The following is a 19,453-nucleotide window of genomic DNA, read 5'->3' as shown; positions in this document are numbered from 1 at the left end:
CCCCGTCCGCTCCCGCTCGGGGAGCCCTCACGACTCACAGGAGAGTCCATGAGCAGCCATCGAAAGGCACGCTCCAGCAGTACCCTCATCACCCGGCGCGCCCTGCGCCTGGGCCTGTTCGCCGCCGGAGTCGCCGGTGTCGCGACCGCCGTGCCGGCCCAGGCGGCCACCGGCGTGCGGCACGCGGCCGTCGTCTCCGACCACGTCTTCAGCCATGCCGACCGGGCCCACCACACCGAGGCGAAGGACTCGTTCACCGTCCGCCAGTTCGGCACGGTCGACGCGACCGGGGTGCGCAACCAGGCCAACGCCGTCTCCGCCGGCTGCTCGGCCGACGACCACTGCCGGTCGGTCGCGCTGTCCTTCCAGATCGTCACCGTCGCCGGGGAGCACACGCACCTCAACGCCGCCAACTACAGCGACGCGGCCAACAAGGAGTGCACCGGCTGCCAGACCCTGGCGGGCGCCTACCAGTTCGTGGTCTCCACACCCACCCCGTTCGGCCTCGACGCGGCCACCCGGCACCGGCTCGACGACATCCACCGTCGGCTGGACGCGCTCACCCGCTCCAAGCTGCCCGCGGCCGAACTGAGGACCCGGGCCGACGGCCTGGCGGGCGAGGTCACCGCGGTCCTGCGCGACGCCGTGGCCCACGCCCCGAAGGCCAAGGCCCAGCCCACCGTCACCCTCCACCGGCACCTGGACGGCTGGCCGGGCCACTGACCCCACCGCCGTCCCGCCCGGCCGCCCGCCGGGTCCGCGAGCGCCTCCCGCGGACCCGGCGGGCGGCCCACCCCTGACTCACCCATTGACATCGCATGCCCCCCGGCGGAGACTCAACGCCCGGGCAGAAGTGAAGGAAATTTCACCAGGCGAACAGCAGGTCCGCTGTGGAGGGACGGAGTCGATGCGCACCACCGTCGGGATCATCGGAGCGGGGTCGGCCGGGCTGCTGCTCGCACGGCTGCTGCACCGCGCCGGTATCGACTCGGTCGTCCTGGAGAGCCGCGACCGCGCCTACGTCGAACAGCGGCAGCGCGCCGGAATCCTGGAGCAGGGCACGGCCGACGTGCTGCGCGCCGCCGGGGCCGGGGAGCGGATGGACCGGGAGGGGCTGCGCCACGACGGCATCGAGCTGCGCTTCGACGGGCGCCGCCACCGCGTCGACTTCCCGGCCCTGACCGGCGGCCGGTCGGTGATGGTGTACGCCCAGACGGAGGTCTGCAAGGACCTCATCGCGCTCCGGCTGAAGGAGGGCGGCCCGCTGCTGTTCGAGGCGGAGGCGCTCGCCGTCGAGGGCGCGGACGGCGACCGGCCGCGGATCCCGTTCCGGCACCAGGGCCGCGAGGACGTCCTGGAGTGCGACCACGTCGTCGGCTGCGACGGCTTCTGGGGCGTGGCCCGCCGGGCCTTCCCGGCCGGGACCTCCCGGGTCTTCGAGCGGTCGTACCCCTACGCCTGGCTCGGCGTCCTGGCCGACGTCCCGCCCTCGCACGACGAACTCGTCTACGCCCGCCACGAACGAGGCTTCGCCCTGCTGTCCATGAGGTCCCCGTCCGTCTCCCGCCTCTACCTCCAGGTCCCCGCCGGGACGGACGCCGGGCGGTGGAGCGACGAGGAGATCTGGGACGAGCTGGAACGCCGCTGCGCGACCGACGACGACCGGCGGCTGGAGCGGGGCCCGATCACCCAGAAGTCGGTCACCCCCATGCGTTCCTTCGTGCACGAGCCGATGCGCCACGGCCGCCTCCTGCTCGCCGGGGACGCCGCCCACATCGTGCCGCCGACGGGCGCCAAGGGGCTGAACCTCGCCGTGGGCGACGTCGTCACCCTCGCCCGCGCCCTCGCCCACGAGAGGGAGACCGGCTCCCCGGACCTCCTCGACGCCTACTCCGCGACCTGCCTGCGCCGCGTCTGGCAGGCCGAGCGGTTCTCCTACGACATGACGACCCTGCTGCACCCCGCCCCGGACGCCACCGCCTTCGACGCCCGCCTCCAGCAGGCCCGGCTGGAACGCATCGCCTCCTCCCGCGCGGCCGAGACCGACCTCGCCGAGGCGTACACGGGGTTTCCTCTGTAGCGTGTGGCGCAGCACGGCGAAGGGAAGATCCGTAAGGGAAAGATCCTCCCGAGGTATTACGGACGGTCTTTTGCCAATCCATTACTCTTGAGCCAAGGCCACGCAGGGTGGCCATGGAGGAGTGAAATGAGGAGCAGCAACCCGGTCTTCTCGCGACGGGGGTTCAGCCGCGACAACGGCTACGCCGGTTTCAACACCGCACCGCAGGCCGGGTACGCAGGCAACCCCTACGCGCAGAACCCGTACGCGCAGAACCCTTACGCCCAGCAGGACGTCCAGTACGGCGCCCCGCCGCAGGCCCCGGCCACCACCGACCGGATGACGATGGACGACGTCGTCGTCCGCTCGGCCCTCACGCTCGGCACGGTCGCCGTCGGCGCCGTCCTCGCCTGGGCGCTGCTGCCGGTCTCGGCGACGAGCTACGGCCTGGCCATCGGTTCCGCGCTGATCGCGTTCGTGCTGGCGATGGTCCAGAGCTTCAAGCGCACCCCGGTGCCCGCGCTGATCCTCGGGTACGCCGCGTTCGAGGGCGTCTTCCTCGGCGTCATCAGCGAGATGTACAACAGCCGTTGGAGCGGCGCCCCGTTCCAGGCGGTGCTCGGCACCATGGCGGTCTCGGGCGCGACCCTGCTCGTCTACAAGGCCGGCTGGATCCGCGTCACCGCCCGCTACGCCCGCATCGGCATGGCCATCGCCATGGCGTTCCTGGTCGTCATGGCGGTTAACCTGCTGCTGGTGGTGTTCGGCGTCGCCGAGAACGGCGGGCTGCGCAGCTTCGGCCCGCTCGGCGCGCTGGTCGGCATCATCGCGATCGTGCTCGGCGCGTTCTTCCTGACCCTCGACTTCAAGCAGATCGAGGACGGCATCGCCTACGGCGCCCCGCGCAACGAGTCCTGGCTGGCCGCGTTCGGCCTGACCGTGACGCTGGTGTGGATCTACCTGGAGATGCTGCGGCTGGTGGCGATCTTCACCAACAACGACTAGCGCACACGCCGGTCGTGGATGAGGCCCCGGGCTGTACCGCCCGGGGCCTTCGCACGTCTAGAGCAGCTTGCGGGCCGCCCTCCTCAGGTCGTACTCGTGGACGATCGCCTTCGCGTGGCCGTACGCGAGGTCGTATTCGTGCCGGAGCCAGCTGACCTTCTCCTCGAAGCGGAACAGTGCCGGGCCTTCTTCGACGGCGCGCAGCCAGTCGGAGACTTCCCGGCCGGTGCAGTGGGGGATGCGGGCGAGCAGATTGCGGTGGGTCTCCTCGGAGAAGAGCTGGGACATCGGCGCCTCCGAACGCAAAGGGGATGTAAGCCGGTCCTTCACGTCACCGTGCCTGAGCGTTCGCGTATTGGCAACAGTGCGGCGCGTTACGCTCGGCGCGTGGTTGATACGACGCCCTTGACCAAAGCAGTGGATCACTTCGCCGACCGGCTGCGGGCGGCGCCGCAAAGTCGCCTCCAGCGGGGCGCCGCGGCCGAGGCCCTGGCGCTGGCCAGGGAGTTGGCCCTGCGGGCCCAGCGGATCGAGGATCCGGCCGGGGAGCCGCACCAGATGCCGGACGCGGGGATGTTCGCGGCGGCCGATCAGATCCTCGTGGCCGCACACGACTTGGCCGTGGTGCTGACGAGTGAGGACGAGGTCGCCGAGGCGGTACGGGTGGTGGAGGAGGCGCGGCAGCGGGCGGGTGTGTGAGCGCCGGCGCGACGCGACGGCGCTCGGGCACGGCGACGACCCGGCGGGACGCGACGACCCGGCGGGACGCGACGACCCGGCGGGGCGCGACGGCTCAGAGGGACGCGATGACCCGGTCCGCCAGGATGTAGACCGTCTCCTCGCCGCAGGCGAAGGTGAGGGTGTAGGCGCCGGAGATGCCGGAGCCGCCGAGGAGGTACGGGGTCTCGCCCGCCGCCACGGCCGCCGCCAGGCGCTCGGCGGTGTCGCGGTGGCCCGGGGTCATGCACAGGGTGGTGCCGTCGGCGAAGACGTAGACGTCGAGGGTGCCGAGCGGACCCGGGCGCACGTCGGCGAGTTCGACCTGCTCGGCGGCCAGCTCCTCCAGCGTGGTGACCGTGCGCTCGTGGTCGTTCACCGCGGGCGACTGCACCGGGACGAAGTCCGGGTGCGAGGGGTGACGGCGGCGGGCCGCGGCCAGCTCCGGGGAGTCCCCGGGGAACTCCTCGGGCTCGGCGGTCGGCTCGGACACCGGCTCCAGGCCCGCGAAGTCCGTCTGCCGGGGCAGGAAGAGGTCGGCCTCGGTCAGCCCGAGCAGGGAGGGCGCGTCCGACGCGTCACGGGCCTCCTGGGCGGCCCAGAAGGCGCGCGCCTCGGCCAGCTCGCGCTCCCGCTCCTCGGCGAGCGCCTCGGCCACGGCCGCGCGTATCTGGTCGGCGTCGGCGTGGCTGCGGGCGTGCGGCAGCAGGGCGCGGGTCGCGGCGGCCTGGTCCTCCGTGAGCTGCCGCTGCAGCTCCGAGAGCTGACGGCGCAGCTTCAGGACGGTGCGCAGGACGGCGACGCCCACGGCGCCCGTGGCGGCCGTGGTGAGCAGCAAGGCGATCGGCATGGCGCTCACTGACGTACTCCCGGTTCAAAGTCGACCCCCGACTTCCTACATCAGCTTGAAGGGCGGACTAACCAGCTGTCAGTGCGTAACGTCACGAAACGGACATGACTTTGGGCCGGTGGTTTCGTCGCCCGGTGCGCTGACCTGGTTTGACCTGCACCGATGCGTCCAGGGGGCGATATAGGTCACATCATGGGGGAGATTGGATCACAGAAAGGCCCAGAACCTTGGAGTTTCCTCGGTTCTGGGCCACTTCCTGACGTAAGGTGTCCGACTCGCTACGGACGGTGTGTCAGCTGAGGCGCTCGATGACCATCGCCATGCCCTGGCCGCCGCCGACGCACATCGTCTCCAGGCCGAACTGCTTGTCGTGCCACTGCAGGGAGTTGATGAGCGTGCCGGTGATGCGGGCGCCGGTCATGCCGAAGGGGTGGCCCACGGCGATGGCGCCGCCGTTGACGTTCACCTTGTCGAGGTCGATGCCGAGGTCCCGGTAGGAGGGGATCACCTGGGCGGCGAAGGCCTCGTTGATCTCGACCAGGTCGATGTCGCCGACGGTGAGGCCGGCCCGCCGCAGGGCCTGCTTGCTGGCCTCGACCGGGCCCAGGCCCATGATCTCGGGGGAGAGGCCGGAGACACCGGTGGAGACGATGCGGGCCAGCGGGGTCAGACCCAGCTCGCGGGCCTTGGTGTCGGACATGATGACGACCGCGGCGGCGCCGTCGTTGAGCGGGCAGCAGTTGCCGGCGGTGACGAGCCCGTCGGGGCGGAAGACCGGCTTCAGGCCGGAGACGCCCTCCACGGTGACGCCGGCGCGCGGGCCGTCGTCCTTGCCGACCACCGTGCCGTCGGGAAGCGTGACGGGGGTGATCTCGCGCTCCCAGAAGCCGTTCTTGATGGCTTCCTCGGCGAGGTTCTGCGAGCGGACGCCGAACTCGTCCATGTCCTGGCGGGTGACGCCCTTGACGCGGGCCAGGTTCTCGGCGGTCTGGCCCATCGCGATGTAGGCGTCGGGGACGAGGCCGTCCTCGCGCGGGTCGTGCCAGGTGGTGCCCTCCTGCTCCGCGACGGCGGCGGTGCGGGCCTCGGCCTCGGCGAAGAACGGGTTGTGCGTGTCGGGCAGGCTGTCGGAGTTGCCCTTGACGAACCGGGAGACCATCTCGACACCGGCCGAGATGAAGACGTCGCCCTCGCCGGCCTTGATGGCGTGCAGGGCCATGCGGCTGGTCTGCAGGGACGAGGAGCAGTACCGGGTGACGGTGCAGCCCGGCAGGTGGTCCATGCCCATCTGCACGGCGACGATGCGGCCGAGGTTGTTGCCCTGCTCGCCGCCGGGCAGGCCGCAGCCGAGCATCAGGTCGTCGATGTCCCGCGGGTCGAGCTCCGGGACCTTGGCGAGCGCCGCCTGGATGATCGTGGCGGTCAGGTCGTCCGGGCGCAGGTCCTTCAGGGAGCCCTTGAAAGCGCGGCCGATGGGGGAGCGGGCGGTTGAGACGATGACGGCTTCGGGCATCACGGCTCCATTCGAAAGGGGCGGCGCGCAGCGCCTCGTCGAGGGGCGGCGCTCGGGCGACGGGTGGGCGGTCTTCGGGCAGGCCTGGTTGGGAAGTTACCGCTACGTATGGGCCGGGTCACTGGGATGGCGGTGTGACACTGACCGCAATTTACTAAGCGCTTGCTTGGGATCCCGGCGCGGTCACACCGAGGGGCGGGCCGGCTCGGCCTCCGGCACCCGGCGCCGCCGCCGGCGCTTCAGCAGTGCCCACGGTCCCCGCGGCCCCGTCGGCATCGCCGCCGTCACCTCGGTGCCGGCCTCCGACGCCGCCTCGGCCGCGGCGCGGGCGACCGGCAGGAAGCCCTCGCGGCGGAAGACGTCCGGCCGTTCCTCCTCCGCCGGCCACAGCCCGAGCGCCGCGCACACCGTCGGCAGGACGGCCATCGCCGCCGTCGCGTACCCCTCGGCCGAGGGGTGGTAGTTGTCCGGGCCGAACAGCTCGCGCGGGTTCGCCTCGAACTCCGGGCCCAGCAGGTCACCGAGGGACACGGTCCGTCCCCCCTGCTCCACCGCGCCGATCGTCTGCGCCGCCGCCAGCTGCCGCGACGCCCGCCGGGCCAGCCAGCGCAGCGGCTGCTGCACCGGTTCGATGGTGCCGAGGTCGGGGCAGGTGCCGACCACCACCTCCGCGCCGGCCGTGCGCAGCCGTCGTACCGCCGCCGACAGGTGCCGCACCGAGCGGGTCGGCGGCATCCGGTGGGTCACGTCGTTCGCCCCGATCATGATCACGCAGATGTCGGGGACGGGCAGCGGCGAGGACAGCACCAGGGCCACCTGACGGTCCAGGTCGTCGGACTGCGCCCCGGGCAGGGCGACGTTGCGCAGCTCCACCGGCCGCTCCGCCACGGCCGCGAGCCCCGACGCCAGCAGCGCGCCCGGTGTCTGGCCCGAGCGGTGCACGCCCTGGCCCGCCGCCGTGGAGTCGCCCAGCATGGTCAGCCTGAGGGGCGGCTCGCCGGGGGCGTCGTACGCATGGCCGTAGACGCCGTCGGCCACCGGCACCCGGCCGCTGCTGCCGTTGCCCACATGGCGCCGTGCCAGCCGCACCTCCGCCAGCAGCAGCCCGACGGTGGCGGCGCCGACCAGTCCGACCCCGCCGCCGCCGTACGCCGCCCCGGCCGCGATGCGCCGGGCCACCCTCGCCCTCGACATGCTCGTCATGCGTCGCCGCCACCTCCTCGTAGCCGTACATCCACTCCTTGCCCCGTACGGCCCGTGCATCAATCTCAACGGGGAGTGAACGCCCGACCCGGGTCATCCGGGGGCCGTAGGCTGGCGACACCACTACGACCACAGTTTTTTGCAAGCAACCGGAGACAACGGTGCATTTCCACGACTCGATGATCAGCCTCGTCGGCAACACCCCGCTGGTGCGGCTCAACAGCGTCACCCAGGGCATCCAGGCCACCGTCCTGGCCAAGGTGGAGTACTTCAACCCGGGCGGCTCCGTGAAGGACCGCATCGCCCTGCGCATGATCGAGGCCGCCGAGCAGAGCGGGGAGCTCAAGCCGGGCGGCACCATCGTCGAGCCGACCAGCGGCAACACCGGGGTCGGACTCGCCATCGTGGCCCAGCAGAAGGGCTACAAGTGCATCTTCGTCTGCCCCGACAAGGTCTCCACCGACAAGATCAACGTGCTGCGGGCCTACGGCGCCGAAGTGGTCGTGTGCCCGACCGCCGTGGCGCCCGAGCACCCGGACTCCTACTACAACGTGTCCGACCGGCTGGTCCGTGAGACCCCCGGCGCCTGGAAGCCCGACCAGTACTCCAACCCCAACAACCCGCTCTCGCACTATCACTCGACCGGCCCCGAGCTGTGGGAGCAGACCGAGGGGAAGATCACCCACTTCGTGGCGGGCGTCGGCACCGGCGGCACCATCTCCGGCACCGGCAACTACCTGAAGGAGATCAGCGGCGGCAAGGTCGAGGTCGTCGGCGCCGACCCCGAGGGCTCCGTGTACTCCGGCGGCTCCGGCCGGCCCTACCTGGTCGAGGGCGTCGGTGAGGACTTCTGGCCGACCGCCTACGACCGCTCCGTCGCGGACGAGATCGTCGCCGTCTCCGACAAGGACTCCTTCCAGATGACCCGCCGTCTGGCCAAGGAGGAGGGGCTGCTCGTCGGCGGCTCCTGCGGCATGGCCGTCGTCGCGGCGCTGCGGGTCGCCGAGCGGCTCGGCCCGGACGACGTCGTGGTCGTCCTGCTCCCCGACAGCGGCCGCGGCTACCTCAGCAAGATCTTCAACGACGAGTGGATGGCCGACTACGGCTTCCTGGAGGACGAGGGCCCGAGCGCCCGCGTCGCCGACGTGCTGAGCGACAAGGCCGCCGGTGCCATCCCCTCCCTCGTGCACATGCACCCCGAGGAGACCGTCGGCCAGGCCATCGAGGTGCTGCGCGAGTACGGCGTCTCGCAGATGCCGGTCGTCAAGCCGGGCGCCGGTCACCCGGACGTGATGGCCGCCGAGGTCGTCGGCTCGGTCGTCGAACGGGAGCTGCTGGACGCCCTGTTCTCCAAGCGGGCCTCCCTCGAGGACCCGCTGGAGAAGCACATGTGCGCCCCGCTGCCCCAGGTCGGCTCCGGTGAGCCGGTCGGCGACCTGATGCAGGTGCTCGGCACGGCCGACGCGGCGATCGTCCTCGTCGAGGGCAAGCCGACCGGTGTGGTCAGCCGGCAGGACCTGCTGGCCTTCCTGGCCAAGGGCGGGAAGTAGCGGCGAACCCGGGGTGAACCGCGCGTGGCCGAGGCGAACTTCCGGTGACCCGGGCCGGTCGAGCCGTACCGGAAGTGTCACGTGCGCGCAGCACCCGCTTAACACGGGTCCGGCACATTAGGGGGTGTCGGCAGGGCGGGAGCGGCTCCCCGCCCAGGCCGGCGCCGAACGGCGCCAAGGACCTCCGGAGCGGCTCCCGGACCTCCATGGACGCCACGGACGCGCAAGCCAGGCCCTGACCGGCCCGCGTCCCTCGCGGGGACCGCCGTCGTCCCGCCCCCCGGCAACGGGGGTGCGGCGGTCCCCGCGAAAGTCTTCCCGGCGGGAAGGTCCTCTCAGCGCGCCGCGCCGCTCGACTCCCAGCTTCCCAGCAGCGCCAGGCGTTCCGCCGTCTCCGAGCCCGGTTCCGGGGTGTAGACGACAACCGTCTGGTCCGGGGCCGCGGGAAGGGTCAGGGTCTCGTACGGCAGAGTCAGCAGGCCCGCCACCGGGTGCCGGAGCTTCTTCACGCCGTACGCGCACTCCCTGACCTCGTGGTCCGCCCACATCCGGCGGAAGTCCTCGCTCTTCAGGGAGAGTTCGCCGACCAGCGCGCACAGCTCGGGGTCGTCGGCCCAGCGGCCCGCGCTCAGGCGCAGATGGGCCACCGTCTGGGCGGCCACCGCGTGCCACTCGGGGTACAGCTCCCGGCCGGCCGGGACCAGGAAGACCTGCCGGGGCATGCTCCGCTCCGCCGGCGCCATGCGGCTGAAGCCCATCACCGCGTCCCCGAGGGCGTTCCAGGCCAGGACCTCCATGCGGCGGCCCAGCACGAGCGCCGGGCTGCGCTCCATGCCGTCCAGCATGATCTGGATACCGGGGCGCACCCGGTCCACCGCGGCCTGCCGCCTCCCGCGCTGCCGGGGCGGACGGGCCACCGTCAGCAGATGGGCGTGCTCGGTCTCGTTCAGCCGCAGCACCCGGGCGATCGCGTCCAGCACGGCGTCACTGACCGACGTCCCCCGGCCCTGCTCCAGCCGGATGTAGTAGTCGACGCTGACCCCCGCGAGCTGCGCCACCTCCTCGCGGCGCAGACCCGGCACGCGGCGCCGTCCGTGGCTGGGCAGCCCCACCTCCTCGGGCTGGATCCGAGCGCGGCGCGAGCGCAGGAAGTCGCCGACTTCCCCTTCCAACCAGTCCCCGTCCATACGGCGATCGTAGGGGAGCGGCCGGCCGCCAACCTGGTACTGGCAGACCCAGGAAAAGCGCATCCCTGGGTACGGCGGCGGAACGCGGCGAGGGTGGTGTCAGCCGCCGGGGAGCCGCCCCGGCGGGACGAACCAGGGGGAACACCCATGTCGTACGAGAACCTGTCCGGCCGCACCGCCGTCGTCACCGGGGCCGCCAGCGGCATCGGCGAGGCCCTCGCCCGGCAGCTCGCCGCCGAGGGCGCCCGGGTGGCCCTGCTCGCCCGGCGCGCGGACCGGCTGCAGACGGTGGTGGACAAGATCCGGGCCGACGGCGGCGAGGCGCTCGCGGTGGCCGCCGACGTCACCGACGACACGTCCGTGACGGCCGCCCGGGACCTGGTGCACGAGACGTTCGGGCCCGTGGACCTCGTCGTCAACAACGCCGGTGTCATGCTCCCGAACCCCGTCGCCGAGGGCCGGATCGACGAGTGGCAGCGGATGCTCGACACCAACGTCACCGGGGTGCTGCGGGTGATCCGCGCCTTCGGCGCCGACCTGGTCGCCGCCGCCGGTGAGGGCCGGTCCGCCGACCTGGTGAATATCTCCTCCATCGGCGCCCACATCCCGTTCCCGAACTACGCGGTGTACGGCGCCACCAAGGCCGCCGTCACCTATCTCTCGCAGTCCCTGCGCACCGAGTACGGGCCGCGCGACGTCCGGGTGACGAACATCGAGCCGGGGCTGACGGAGACCGAACTGGCCACGCACGTCGACAGCACGGAGCTGTCCGGGCAGCTGGACGGCATGTTCGAGGCGATCGGCGGGCTGGCGGCGGCCGAGGTCGCGGACGTCGTCGCGTACGCCGCCAGCCGGCCCCGGCACGTCAACCTCCGCCAGATCATGGTCCTGCCGACCCGGCAGGCCTGATCCGGTCGGTCCGCTCAGTCCCGCCGGGCGGACCGCCCGCGGAACCCGTCGAGCAGCTCCGGGTTGAGCCGCACGGCCTGGGCGATGTTGACACCGACGATGCCGCCCCAGGTGACCGCCACCCCGCCGATGCCGGCGAAGACGCCGCCGAGCGCGGTCAGCGGGATCGCCAGGACCAGCGAGACGATGGCGAACCCGAACCGCTCCCCCCAGGAGTCGGCCGGCTTCGGCCGCCAGCTGCCGCGCGCCACCGTCATCTGCTGCTCGGCCAGGTGCCGGCGCACACGGCGGTCCACGGTGTCGTCGATCCGCTGCTCGACCTTCTCCAGGAAGGAGTCCACCAGGGCGGTGTCGTACTCCTCGCCCAGTTCCCTGCGTGCCCGCACGGTGGCGTCGAGGTCCTTCTCGAGGTCGACGTCCCGCGTGTCCGGTGTGCTCATGCCGTTCAGCCTAGGGAGCGGTCGTCCCCGCCGCACTGGGGTTAGCCCCCCTGTCCTGCGGGGGCTCCGGCGCGGGCGCGACGCCCTTCCGGGCGACCAGCCGGTACAGCAGCGCCGGTACGGCCAGGCCGACGATCCAGGAGATGTCCGCGCCGCCCAGCGGGTCCACCAGGGGACCGGTGTAGAAGCCCGTGGCGAGGAACGGCAGCTGGGCGAGCAGACCGGCCGCGTACACGGCGAGCGCGTCCCAGCGCCAGGCGCCGTAGCGGCCGTGCGGGTCGGACAGGGCCGGGATGTCGTATCGCTCCTTGGAGATCAGGTAGTAGTCGACCAGGTTGATCGCCGACCAGGGCGTGAAGAAGGTCAGCAGGAACAGCAGGAAGTCCTTGAAGGAGGACAGGAAGCTGTCCTTGCCCAGCAGGGCCACCGCCGTGCCCGCGACCATGACGAGCCCGATGTACGCGGCCCGGCCGGCCCGTGACAGCTGCCGTTGGCCCCGGAAGCCGCTCACGCTCGTCACCATCGACATGAAACCGCCGTAGGTGTTGAGGACGTTGATGGTGAGCTTGCCCAGCGCGATGACGAAGTAGAAGAGGGAGGCGACCAGGCCGGTGCCGCCGAGGGCGACGACGTAACCGACCTGGCTGTCCAGGAACTTCCCGCCCGCCGTGGCCGCGACCAGCACCCCGAAGGTCATCGACCACTGGGAGCCGATCGCCGAGCCGGACAGGGTCCACCAGAAGGTCGCCCTGGTGGACGTCGTACGCGGCAGATAGCGCGAGTAGTCCGCCACGTACGGCCCGAACGCCAGCTGCCAGGACGCCGACAGGGACATCGCCAGCAGGAACATCGGCAGCGAGAAGTGGGCGTCGTGCAGCAGGGACGACAGGTCGGCGCGGTCGAGGAGGCGGATGCCCAGGTAGACGAAGGCGAGCGCGCAGATCGTGCTCGCGATCCGGCCGAGCGCGTGGATGACCCGGTAGCCGACCACCGCCACGACCGCAGTGACGGCCGCGAAGACGACGATCCCCGTCGTGTCGTCGGTGTGCGTCAGCTCGCCCACCGCCTGCCCGGCGAGCACGCTGCCGGACGCGAAGAAGCCGACGTACATCACGATCACCAGCAGCAGTGGTACGACCGCCCCGCGCACCCCGAACTGGGCCCGCGACTGGATCATCTGCGGCAGGCCCAGCTTCGGGCCCTGGGCCGAGTGCAGGGCCATCACCGCGCCGCCCAGCAGGTTGCCGAGCAGCAGCCCGGCGACCGACCACACCACGTCGCCGCCGAAGACGACCGCGAGGGCGCCGGTGACGACCGCCGTGATCTGCAGGTTGGCGCCCAGCCACAGGGTGAACTGGCTGAAGGCCGTGCCGTGCCGCTCCTCGTCCGGGACGACGTCGATGGAGCGCAGTTCCACCAGGCCGCTCATCTACTTCACCAGCCCGTGCTGCCGGGCGTAGGCGTTCGCCACGTCCTCGGGGTCCTTCTTGTCCTTGTCCACCTGGCGGTTCAGCTCGGTGAGCTGGGCCGTGGTCAGCAGGTTGCCCAGCTTCGCGAGGGCCTTGCGGACCGTGTCGTCGGCCTTGCGGTCGGCGATGAGGGGGACGATGTGCTGGCTGGGGACGAGGTGCTCGGGGTCGGTGAGGACCACCCAGTCGTTGGCCCGGATGTCGGTGTCGGTGGTGAAGAGGTTCGCCACGTCCACGTCGCCCTTCTTCAGGGCGCCCTTGACCAGCGGGCCGTCGGAGTCCAGCGACTTGAACTCCTTGAACTCCACGCCGTACACCTCCTTCAGGCCGACCGCTCCGACCTGGCGCTTCTTCACCTCGGGCGCGGCGCCGACGACCAGCTTCCCGTTCTGTTTCCTCAGGTCGGCGAGGGAGACCAGGCCGTACTTCCTGGCGGTCTCGCGGGTGACGACGAAGGCGTCGGAGTCCTCCGCCATGCCGTACGGCAGCACCTGGAGGCCGGCCGGCAGCGCCTGGGCGAGGGCGTTCTGCATCTCGCCCGACTCGGTGGCCGTGACCTTCGGGGCGAGGTAGTCGAGGAGGGCGCCCTGGTACTCGGGCAGCAGGTCGATGTCGCCGCCTTCGAGGGCGGGGATGACGATCTCGCGGGTGCCGAGGTTGGGGCGGACGGTCGTCTTCACGCCGGCTCCCGCCAGGGCGGCCGCGTAGAGGTGGCCGAGCACCTGGTTCTCGGTGAAGTTGGCCGTGCCGATGGTGACTCCGCCCTTGCTGGAGCCACCGCCGCCGGAGCCGGATCCCTGGCCCTTGAGGGAGGTGATCCCGCCGCCGCAGGCGGCGAGAGCGGGGACGGAGGCGACCGCGAACAGGCCGCCGAGGACGGTACGACGATGCATCGGGGGGCTCCTAGGCGGTGCGGTGTCGGAAGAGGAAGCGCTGGACGGAGGCGAGGGCCACGTCCAGGACGACGGCGACGACGGCGACCAGCACCGCGCCGCCGAGCACCTGGACGAGGTCGCGCTGGGCGAGACCGTCGAAGACGTAGCGGCCCAGGCCGCCGAAGGAGACGTACGCGGCGATGGTCGCCGTGGCGACGACCTGGATCAGGGCCAGGCGCAGGCCGGTCATGATCAGCGGCAGTGCGAGCGGCAGCTCCACCTGGAGGAGGACCTGATGGCCGCGCATGCCCTGGCCGCGGGCGGCGTCGCGCACGTCCGGGTCGACGGCCGTCATGCCCGCGTAGGTGTTGGTGACGATGGCCGGGACCGCGAGGGCGACCAGGGCGACGTACACCGGCAGCATCGACAGGCCGCCGGCCAGGAAGACCAGGACGACCAGGCCGACGGTCGGTAGGGCGCGTCCGAACGAGGCGAGGTTGATGGCGAGGAAGGCGCCCTTGCCGGTGTGGCCGATCAGCAGGCCGAGCGGGAGTCCGATGGCGGCGGCGATCAGCGTGGCCAGCAGGGAGTACTGGAGGTGCTCGGCGAGGCGGTGGGCGATGCCGTCGGGCCCGGTCCACTGGGCGCCGCTGGTCAGCCAGGTACCGAGGTTCTTGAACAGGTCGAACATCTCAGGCTCGCCTCCTGGTCCAGGGGGTGAGGGCGTACTGGACGGCGACCAGCAGCGCGTCGGCGACGACGGCGAGGAGCAGGGTGAGGACCACGCCGGCGATCACCGGGGTGGGGAAGTCGCGCTGGAAGCCGTCGGTGAAGAGCTGGCCGAGGCCGCCGTCGCCGATGTAGGTGGCGACGGAGACCAGGGAGATCGACATGACCGTGGCGATGCGGACGCCCGCGAAGATCACGGGGAGCGCGAGGGGCAGCTCGACCGTGAGGAGCGTGCGCAGGGGGCGCGTGCCCATCGCCTTCGCGGCCTCCTTCACCTTCACGGGGACCGAGTCGAGGCCCTCGACCGTGTTCCGCAGCAGCACGACCAGCGTGTAGACCGTCAGGCCGGTCACGGTGGTGGTGCGGGTCAGGCCGCTGACCGGCAGGAGCAGCACGAAGATCGCGATCGAGGGGATCGTGAACAGGACGTTCGAGGCGCCGAGCAGGAAGCCGCGAAGGGGGCGGACCCGGTGGGCGACCACGGCCAGCGGGAGCGAGATCAGCAGGCCGAGGGCGACGGCCGTCAGGGCGGCCTGGAGGTGGGAGAGCGTGAGAGTCGTGAGGTCGTCGGTGTGGGCGGACATCCAGGACCAGTCGATCGTCATGCGGCCACCCGCACTTCGGCATGCGCACGGCCCGCGCGCTCGTGGATGTCGTCCCGGGAGGAGACGCCGGTGAGGACGCCGTCGGCGTCGACGCGGGCGATCAGGCCGGTGGGGGAGGCGACCGACTCGTTGAGGGCGGAGAGGAGGGAGTCGGTGTCCCTCAGCGGGCGTACGGGGGTCTCGGCGTCCTTCGAGGCCCAGTGCAGGGGCCTGTTATGGGCGTCGAGGACGAGGGTCCAGGTGTCGCCTTCCGGCGCCGGGCCCTGCGGGACGTCGGCGAGGGTCGTCAGCGACAGCAGCTTCAGTCCGCGCTCGGCACCGAGGAAGTCGGCCACGAAGTCGTCGGCGGGGCGGGCCAGGAGCTCGGCGGGCGGGGCGCACTGGACGAGGTGGCCGCCGGTGCGGAAGACCGCGATCCGGTCGCCGAGCCGCACGGCCTCGTCGATGTCGTGCGTGACGAAGACGATGGTCTTGCTCAACTCCTTCTGCAGCCGCAGCAGTTCGTCCTGGAGCTGGGTGCGGACGACCGGGTCGACCGCGCCGAACGGCTCGTCCATGAGCAGCACCGGCGGGTCGGCGGCCAGGGCGCGGGCCACGCCGACGCGCTGCTGCTGGCCGCCGGAGAGCTGGTGCGGGTAGCGCTTGCCCGCGTCGGCGGCCAGGCCGACGGTCTCCAGGAGTTCGGCGGCGCGGGCCCGGGCCTTCCTGCGGTTCCAGCCGAGCAGCAGCGGGACGGTGGCGATGTTGTCGAGCACCGTGCGGTGCGGGAAGAGGCCGGCCTGCTGGATGACGTAGCCGATGGAGCGGCGCAGCTCGGCCGCGTCCTGCCGGGTGACGTCCTTGCCGCCGACGCGGATGGTGCCGGAGGTCGGCTCGACCATCCGGTTGATCATCCGCAGGGTGGTCGTCTTGCCGCAACCGGAGGAGCCGACCAGGACGGTGATGCCGCCCTCCGGCATCTCCAGGTCGAGGTCGTGGACCGCCGTGGTGCCGTTCGGGAAACGCTTGTGGACCGCATCGAACTGGATCATGAGATGTCCCTTGCCCGGCTGTATAACGTCATGCAGAGTTCTTGGTGTCTGAATAGGTTGTCAATGCTTCAGTGTTAAACCGAGGTAATCGATGACCGCAGGGCAAGAATCGATGTCCGAGTTGAGGGGAGTTTGGGCTTGATGTCGTCTCGCATCGTGGACGCTCCGATGTCCGTGCGGTCCGCGGCCGTCGTCCTCGACGGCACCGCACTCGGCGTCGAGGACGTCGTACGCCTGGCCGACGGCGCGGCGCGGCCCGTCCCCGAGGCCGGCGCGATGCGGCGGGTGGAGGAGTCCTGGAACGCCGCACGGAGCATCGCGGCCACCGGGCGGGTCTACGGCCGCTCCACCGGGGTCGGCGCGAACCGGAACGAGGACGTGCCCACCGACGCCGCCGCCGGACACGGCCTGCGCCTGCTGCGCAGCCACGCCGGCGCCATCGGCGAGCAGCTCCCCGCCCGCCAGGTGCGCGCGATGCTCGCCGTCCGGGCCAACCAGCTGCTGGCCGGGGGCGCCGGGCTGCGGCCGGGCGTGGTGACCGCGCTGTGCGAGGCCCTGCGCGCGGGCGCGTACCCGGTCGTCAACGAGTTCGGCTCCGTCGGCACCGGCGACATCGCGGCCCTGGCCCAAGTGGGGCTCGCGCTGGCCGGGGAGCATCCGTGGCGCGGCGCGGGCGCTCCCGAGCCGCAGCCCCTCGACAACAACGACGCCCTCGCCCTGATCAGCAGCAACGCCCTCACTCTCGGCCAGTCCGCGCTCGCCCTGCACGAACTGCGCGGGCTCGTCGGCGCCACCCAGGTCGTCGCCGCGCTGTCCCTGTTCGCCGTCGACGGCTCCCACGAGGCGTACGCCGCTCCCGTGCACGCCGCCCGCCCGCACCGGGGGAGCACCGAGGTGGCCCGGCGGATGCGGGAGCTGATCGGCGCCGCCGACCGCCCGACCCCGCCGCTCGGCCGGATCCAGGACCCCTACGGCTTCCGCTGCCTGCCCCAGATACACGGCCCCGCGCACGACGCGGCCGACAGCCTGGAGCAGGTGCTGGCCGTGGAGGTCAACGCGGCGGCCGAGAACCCGCTCATCGCCCCCGAGGACCTCACCGCCTACCATCACGGCGGCTTCTACCAGGCCCAACTCGCCCTCGCCCTGGACCACTTCCGGCTCGCGGTGACCCAGGTGGCCCGGCTGTCCACGTCCCGCCTGTCCACCCTCAACGAGCCCGCCTACACCCGGCTGCGCCCCTTCCTCGCCGACCACGAGCCGGCCTCCTCCGGCGTGATGATCCTGGAGTACGCGGCCGGTGCGGCCCTCGGTGACCTGCGGGCCTTCTCCGCCCCCGCCTCCCTCGGCCACGCTGTACTCTCCCGGGGCGTCGAGGAGCAGGCCAGCTTCGCCTCGCTCGCCGCGCGGCAGACCCTGCGCGCGTGCGGTGCGTACCGTCTGGTGGTGGGCTGCGAGCTCGTCGCCGCCGTCCGGGCGCTGCGCCAGCGCGACCTCAGGCCCGACCCGGGGCTGCCGGCCGGACGGGCGTTCGCACTGGCCGAGTCGCTCCTCGACGACGACCCGGCCGACCGCCCGCTCACGGACGACGTGACGACGGCGGCCGCACTGCTCGACCGGTTCACGGACATCTGGAGGGGGAGCGCGTCATGAGCGTGGACGGAAGCGTCGACGAGAACGACGGGAACGACGGGAACGACGAGAACGACGAGAACATGGACAAGAACGCGGACCACAACGCGGACAGGGGTGCCGACGGCGGTACGGGGGCGGCCGGCGTGACGGACAGCCCGGCCAACCGGCTGCAGGCGCTCTTCGAGGGCCACCGTCTCACGCCGACCCAGCGCCGGATCGCGCACAGCATGGTCCGGCGGGCCGCCGACGTGCCGTTCCTGTCCAGCGTGGAGCTGGCCGAACTGGCCGGGGTCAGTCAGCCGTCGGTGACCCGTTTCGCGGTCGCCCTCGGCTTCGACGGCTACCCCGCCCTGCGCAAGCACCTGCGCGAGGTCGTGCCCGCGGAACCGGCCCCCGAGGGCGGCGTCCACAACGAGTACCAGCTCGCCGTCGAGGCCGAGATCGAGAACCTGAGGCATCTGGCCGAGCTGCTCGCCGACCCGCGCCCGGTGCAGCGGGCGGGCCGGGTCCTCGCCGCCTCCCGCCCGCTGCCGGTGCTGGGGCTGCGCGCCGCCGCCTCCCAGGCGTACGGCTTCGCCTACTTCGCCGCCAAGGTCCACCCGGACGTCCGGCTGCTCAACGAGGGCGGCACGATGATCGAGGACCGCATCGACGCCGCCGTCCGCGCGGGCGCCACCGCGCTGCTGTGCTTCGCGCTGCCCCGGCATCCGCGCGAGGTCGTGGACACCCTCGCCTACGCCCAGCAGGCGGGCCTGAGCGTGGTCACGGTCGCCGACTCCGCCTTCGCCCCGGTGGCCAAGCACTCCGACCTGCTGGTGCCCGCCGCCGTCGGCACCGGCCTCGCCTTCGACACCGCGTGCGCGCCGATGCTGCTCGGCCGGGTCCTGCTGGAGGCGATGTGCGACGACCTGCCGGACGCCCAGGCCCGTCTGGAGGAGTTCGACGCCACCGCGGCGGCGCGCGGCCTGTTCGTCGAGTGACGGCCGGGCGCTCTCAGATTCGTCTCACGTTCCACCGCTAGCGTGCCGAGGAAGTTGTCGACGAGACGCAGGCGCGGTGCGCGGACGTGACACGGGAGGCTGACGTGGCGCGCGGAGGACAAGGGCTGGCCCGGGTGGCCGTCGTCGTACGGGCCGGGGCCGCCCCCATGGGGTGGTTCGGTGTGATCGCCGCCGGGCTCGGCGGAGTGCCGGAAGGGCTGACGGGGCGGCGGATCGGGGTGACGGCCGGGGCCGCGCTGTTCCTCGTGGGCGCGGCCGTGGTGGCGCTGGCGCGCCGCAAGCGGTACGCCGCCCTCGCCCGCGGGGCGGCCCGCGCGGGCAAGTACGACGTGCTGCAGGACCGGGCGGTGACCGTGCGCAACTGGCGCCGGGGCCACCGCTGGTGGCTGTTGCTCGCCTTCGCCGTGGCACTCGGCTCCGGCTTCGTGGTTCCCGCGGCCGGCGGGCTGCTGCTCGCCGGGCTCGGTGCCGGGCTCGGGCTGAAGGCCGCCTGGATCGGGCGGCGCGAGCGCGCCGGGGACACGCTGCTGTGGGTGCGCGTCGACTGGCTGGACCGGCGCGGCGGCCGTCCGGCGGGCCGGTCCGTGAAGGGCCTGCGCGGTACGGGCATCGCGGCCGGCGACGCCGCCCCGGGCGGGGCCCGCCGCCGTACCGCTGCCCTCGTCTGACGCCCCCCGG

20 protein-coding genes are annotated in these 19,453 nt (G+C 72.3%); 9 read left to right on the top strand and 11 right to left on the bottom strand.

Annotated elements, in window-relative coordinates; all coding sequences use genetic code 11:
- Positions 1-48: 48 nt before the first annotated feature.
- The 3 genes from AB0N17_RS10210 to AB0N17_RS10200 all read left to right on the top strand — a co-directional run bounded on the left by AB0N17_RS10210 (position 49) and on the right by AB0N17_RS10200 (position 3,064).
- Entirely contained in the window at positions 49-723 is a 675-nt protein-coding gene (locus AB0N17_RS10210) for a hypothetical protein (RefSeq protein ID WP_366010735.1), read from the top strand.
- 184 nt (positions 724-907) lie between these two features.
- Positions 908-2,080, top strand: a complete 1,173-nt coding sequence (locus tag AB0N17_RS10205; RefSeq protein WP_366010734.1) for a 4-hydroxybenzoate 3-monooxygenase — start codon at positions 908-910, stop codon at positions 2,078-2,080.
- A gap of 126 nt (positions 2,081-2,206) precedes the next feature.
- Entirely contained in the window at positions 2,207-3,064 is an 858-nt protein-coding gene (locus tag AB0N17_RS10200) for a Bax inhibitor-1/YccA family protein (RefSeq protein ID WP_366010732.1), read from the top strand.
- A 57-nt stretch (positions 3,065-3,121) separates the two neighbouring features.
- On the opposite strand, the gene AB0N17_RS10195 is transcribed toward AB0N17_RS10200, so the two are convergent.
- Positions 3,122-3,352, bottom strand: coding sequence for a DUF4287 domain-containing protein (locus tag AB0N17_RS10195; RefSeq protein ID WP_351247781.1), 231 nt, complete (start codon positions 3,350-3,352; stop codon positions 3,122-3,124).
- Positions 3,353-3,451: 99 nt separating this feature from the next.
- On the opposite strand from AB0N17_RS10195, the gene AB0N17_RS10190 reads away from it, so the two are divergent.
- Positions 3,452-3,763 carry a hypothetical protein gene (locus tag AB0N17_RS10190; protein ID WP_366010731.1) on the top strand — a complete coding sequence of 104 codons (312 nt, stop codon included), beginning with the start codon at positions 3,452-3,454 and terminating at the stop codon, positions 3,761-3,763.
- Positions 3,764-3,857: 94 nt separating this feature from the next.
- On the opposite strand, the gene AB0N17_RS10185 is transcribed toward AB0N17_RS10190, so the two are convergent.
- The 3 genes from AB0N17_RS10185 to AB0N17_RS10175 all read right to left on the bottom strand — a co-directional run bounded on the left by AB0N17_RS10185 (position 3,858) and on the right by AB0N17_RS10175 (position 7,347).
- On the bottom strand, positions 3,858-4,640 hold the full coding sequence (locus AB0N17_RS10185; RefSeq protein ID WP_366010730.1) for a hypothetical protein: 783 nt from the start codon (positions 4,638-4,640) through the stop codon (positions 3,858-3,860).
- A 283-nt stretch (positions 4,641-4,923) separates the two neighbouring features.
- Positions 4,924-6,144, bottom strand: coding sequence for an acetyl-CoA C-acetyltransferase (locus tag AB0N17_RS10180; protein WP_366010729.1), 1,221 nt, complete (start codon positions 6,142-6,144; stop codon positions 4,924-4,926).
- A 183-nt stretch (positions 6,145-6,327) separates the two neighbouring features.
- On the bottom strand, positions 6,328-7,347 hold the full coding sequence (locus AB0N17_RS10175; protein WP_366010728.1) for an SGNH/GDSL hydrolase family protein: 1,020 nt from the start codon (positions 7,345-7,347) through the stop codon (positions 6,328-6,330).
- A gap of 161 nt (positions 7,348-7,508) precedes the next feature.
- On the opposite strand from AB0N17_RS10175, the gene AB0N17_RS10170 reads away from it, so the two are divergent.
- Positions 7,509-8,897, top strand: coding sequence for a cystathionine beta-synthase (locus tag AB0N17_RS10170; protein WP_366010727.1), 1,389 nt, complete (start codon positions 7,509-7,511; stop codon positions 8,895-8,897).
- A 335-nt stretch (positions 8,898-9,232) separates the two neighbouring features.
- Here AB0N17_RS10170 and AB0N17_RS10165 read toward each other — a convergent pair whose 3' ends face one another.
- A complete protein-coding gene (locus AB0N17_RS10165; RefSeq protein WP_366010865.1) occupies positions 9,233-10,069 on the bottom strand; it encodes a helix-turn-helix transcriptional regulator in 837 nt (278 codons plus the stop codon).
- A 162-nt stretch (positions 10,070-10,231) separates the two neighbouring features.
- Between AB0N17_RS10165 and AB0N17_RS10160 the strand changes: the two genes are divergently transcribed.
- Complete coding sequence (locus tag AB0N17_RS10160; protein WP_366010726.1) at positions 10,232-10,993, top strand: SDR family oxidoreductase; 762 nt, start codon at positions 10,232-10,234, stop codon at positions 10,991-10,993.
- 14 nt (positions 10,994-11,007) lie between these two features.
- Here AB0N17_RS10160 and AB0N17_RS10155 read toward each other — a convergent pair whose 3' ends face one another.
- The 6 genes from AB0N17_RS10155 to AB0N17_RS10130 are packed head-to-tail and all read right to left on the bottom strand — an operon-like array spanning position 11,008 to position 16,142.
- Positions 11,008-11,433, bottom strand: coding sequence for a hypothetical protein (locus tag AB0N17_RS10155; protein ID WP_366010725.1), 426 nt, complete (start codon positions 11,431-11,433; stop codon positions 11,008-11,010).
- Between the two features lie 10 nt (positions 11,434-11,443).
- Positions 11,444-12,862 (bottom strand): cytosine permease, encoded by a 1,419-nt coding sequence (locus tag AB0N17_RS10150; protein WP_366010724.1) that lies wholly within the window; start codon positions 12,860-12,862, stop codon positions 11,444-11,446.
- Positions 12,863-13,795 carry an ABC transporter substrate-binding protein gene (locus tag AB0N17_RS10145; RefSeq protein WP_366010723.1) on the bottom strand — a complete coding sequence of 311 codons (933 nt, stop codon included), beginning with the start codon at positions 13,793-13,795 and terminating at the stop codon, positions 12,863-12,865.
- 10 nt (positions 13,796-13,805) lie between these two features.
- Positions 13,806-14,468, bottom strand: coding sequence for an ABC transporter permease (locus AB0N17_RS10140; protein ID WP_366010722.1), 663 nt, complete (start codon positions 14,466-14,468; stop codon positions 13,806-13,808).
- A gap of 1 nt (position 14,469) precedes the next feature.
- A complete protein-coding gene (locus AB0N17_RS10135) occupies positions 14,470-15,111 on the bottom strand; it encodes an ABC transporter permease (RefSeq protein ID WP_366010721.1) in 642 nt (213 codons plus the stop codon).
- Entirely contained in the window at positions 15,108-16,142 is a 1,035-nt protein-coding gene (locus AB0N17_RS10130) for an ABC transporter ATP-binding protein (RefSeq protein ID WP_366010720.1), read from the bottom strand. The genes AB0N17_RS10135 and AB0N17_RS10130 overlap by 4 nt, the downstream gene beginning before the upstream one ends.
- 141 nt (positions 16,143-16,283) lie before the next feature.
- Between AB0N17_RS10130 and AB0N17_RS10125 the strand changes: the two genes are divergently transcribed.
- The 3 genes from AB0N17_RS10125 to AB0N17_RS10115 all read left to right on the top strand — a co-directional run bounded on the left by AB0N17_RS10125 (position 16,284) and on the right by AB0N17_RS10115 (position 19,443).
- On the top strand, positions 16,284-17,792 hold the full coding sequence (locus tag AB0N17_RS10125; RefSeq protein WP_366010719.1) for an aromatic amino acid ammonia-lyase: 1,509 nt from the start codon (positions 16,284-16,286) through the stop codon (positions 17,790-17,792).
- A 62-nt stretch (positions 17,793-17,854) separates the two neighbouring features.
- Positions 17,855-18,754 (top strand): MurR/RpiR family transcriptional regulator, encoded by a 900-nt coding sequence (locus tag AB0N17_RS10120; protein WP_366010864.1) that lies wholly within the window; start codon positions 17,855-17,857, stop codon positions 18,752-18,754.
- Positions 18,755-18,858: 104 nt separating this feature from the next.
- Positions 18,859-19,443, top strand: a complete 585-nt coding sequence (locus AB0N17_RS10115; RefSeq protein WP_366010718.1) for a hypothetical protein — start codon at positions 18,859-18,861, stop codon at positions 19,441-19,443.
- The last annotated feature ends 10 nt before the right edge of the window (positions 19,444-19,453 follow it).

This window comes from Streptomyces sp. NPDC051133 (assembly GCF_040682635.1).
Classification (GTDB): domain Bacteria; phylum Actinomycetota; class Actinomycetes; order Streptomycetales; family Streptomycetaceae; genus Streptomyces.
This window is presented reverse-complemented; position numbering and strand designations above follow the sequence as displayed.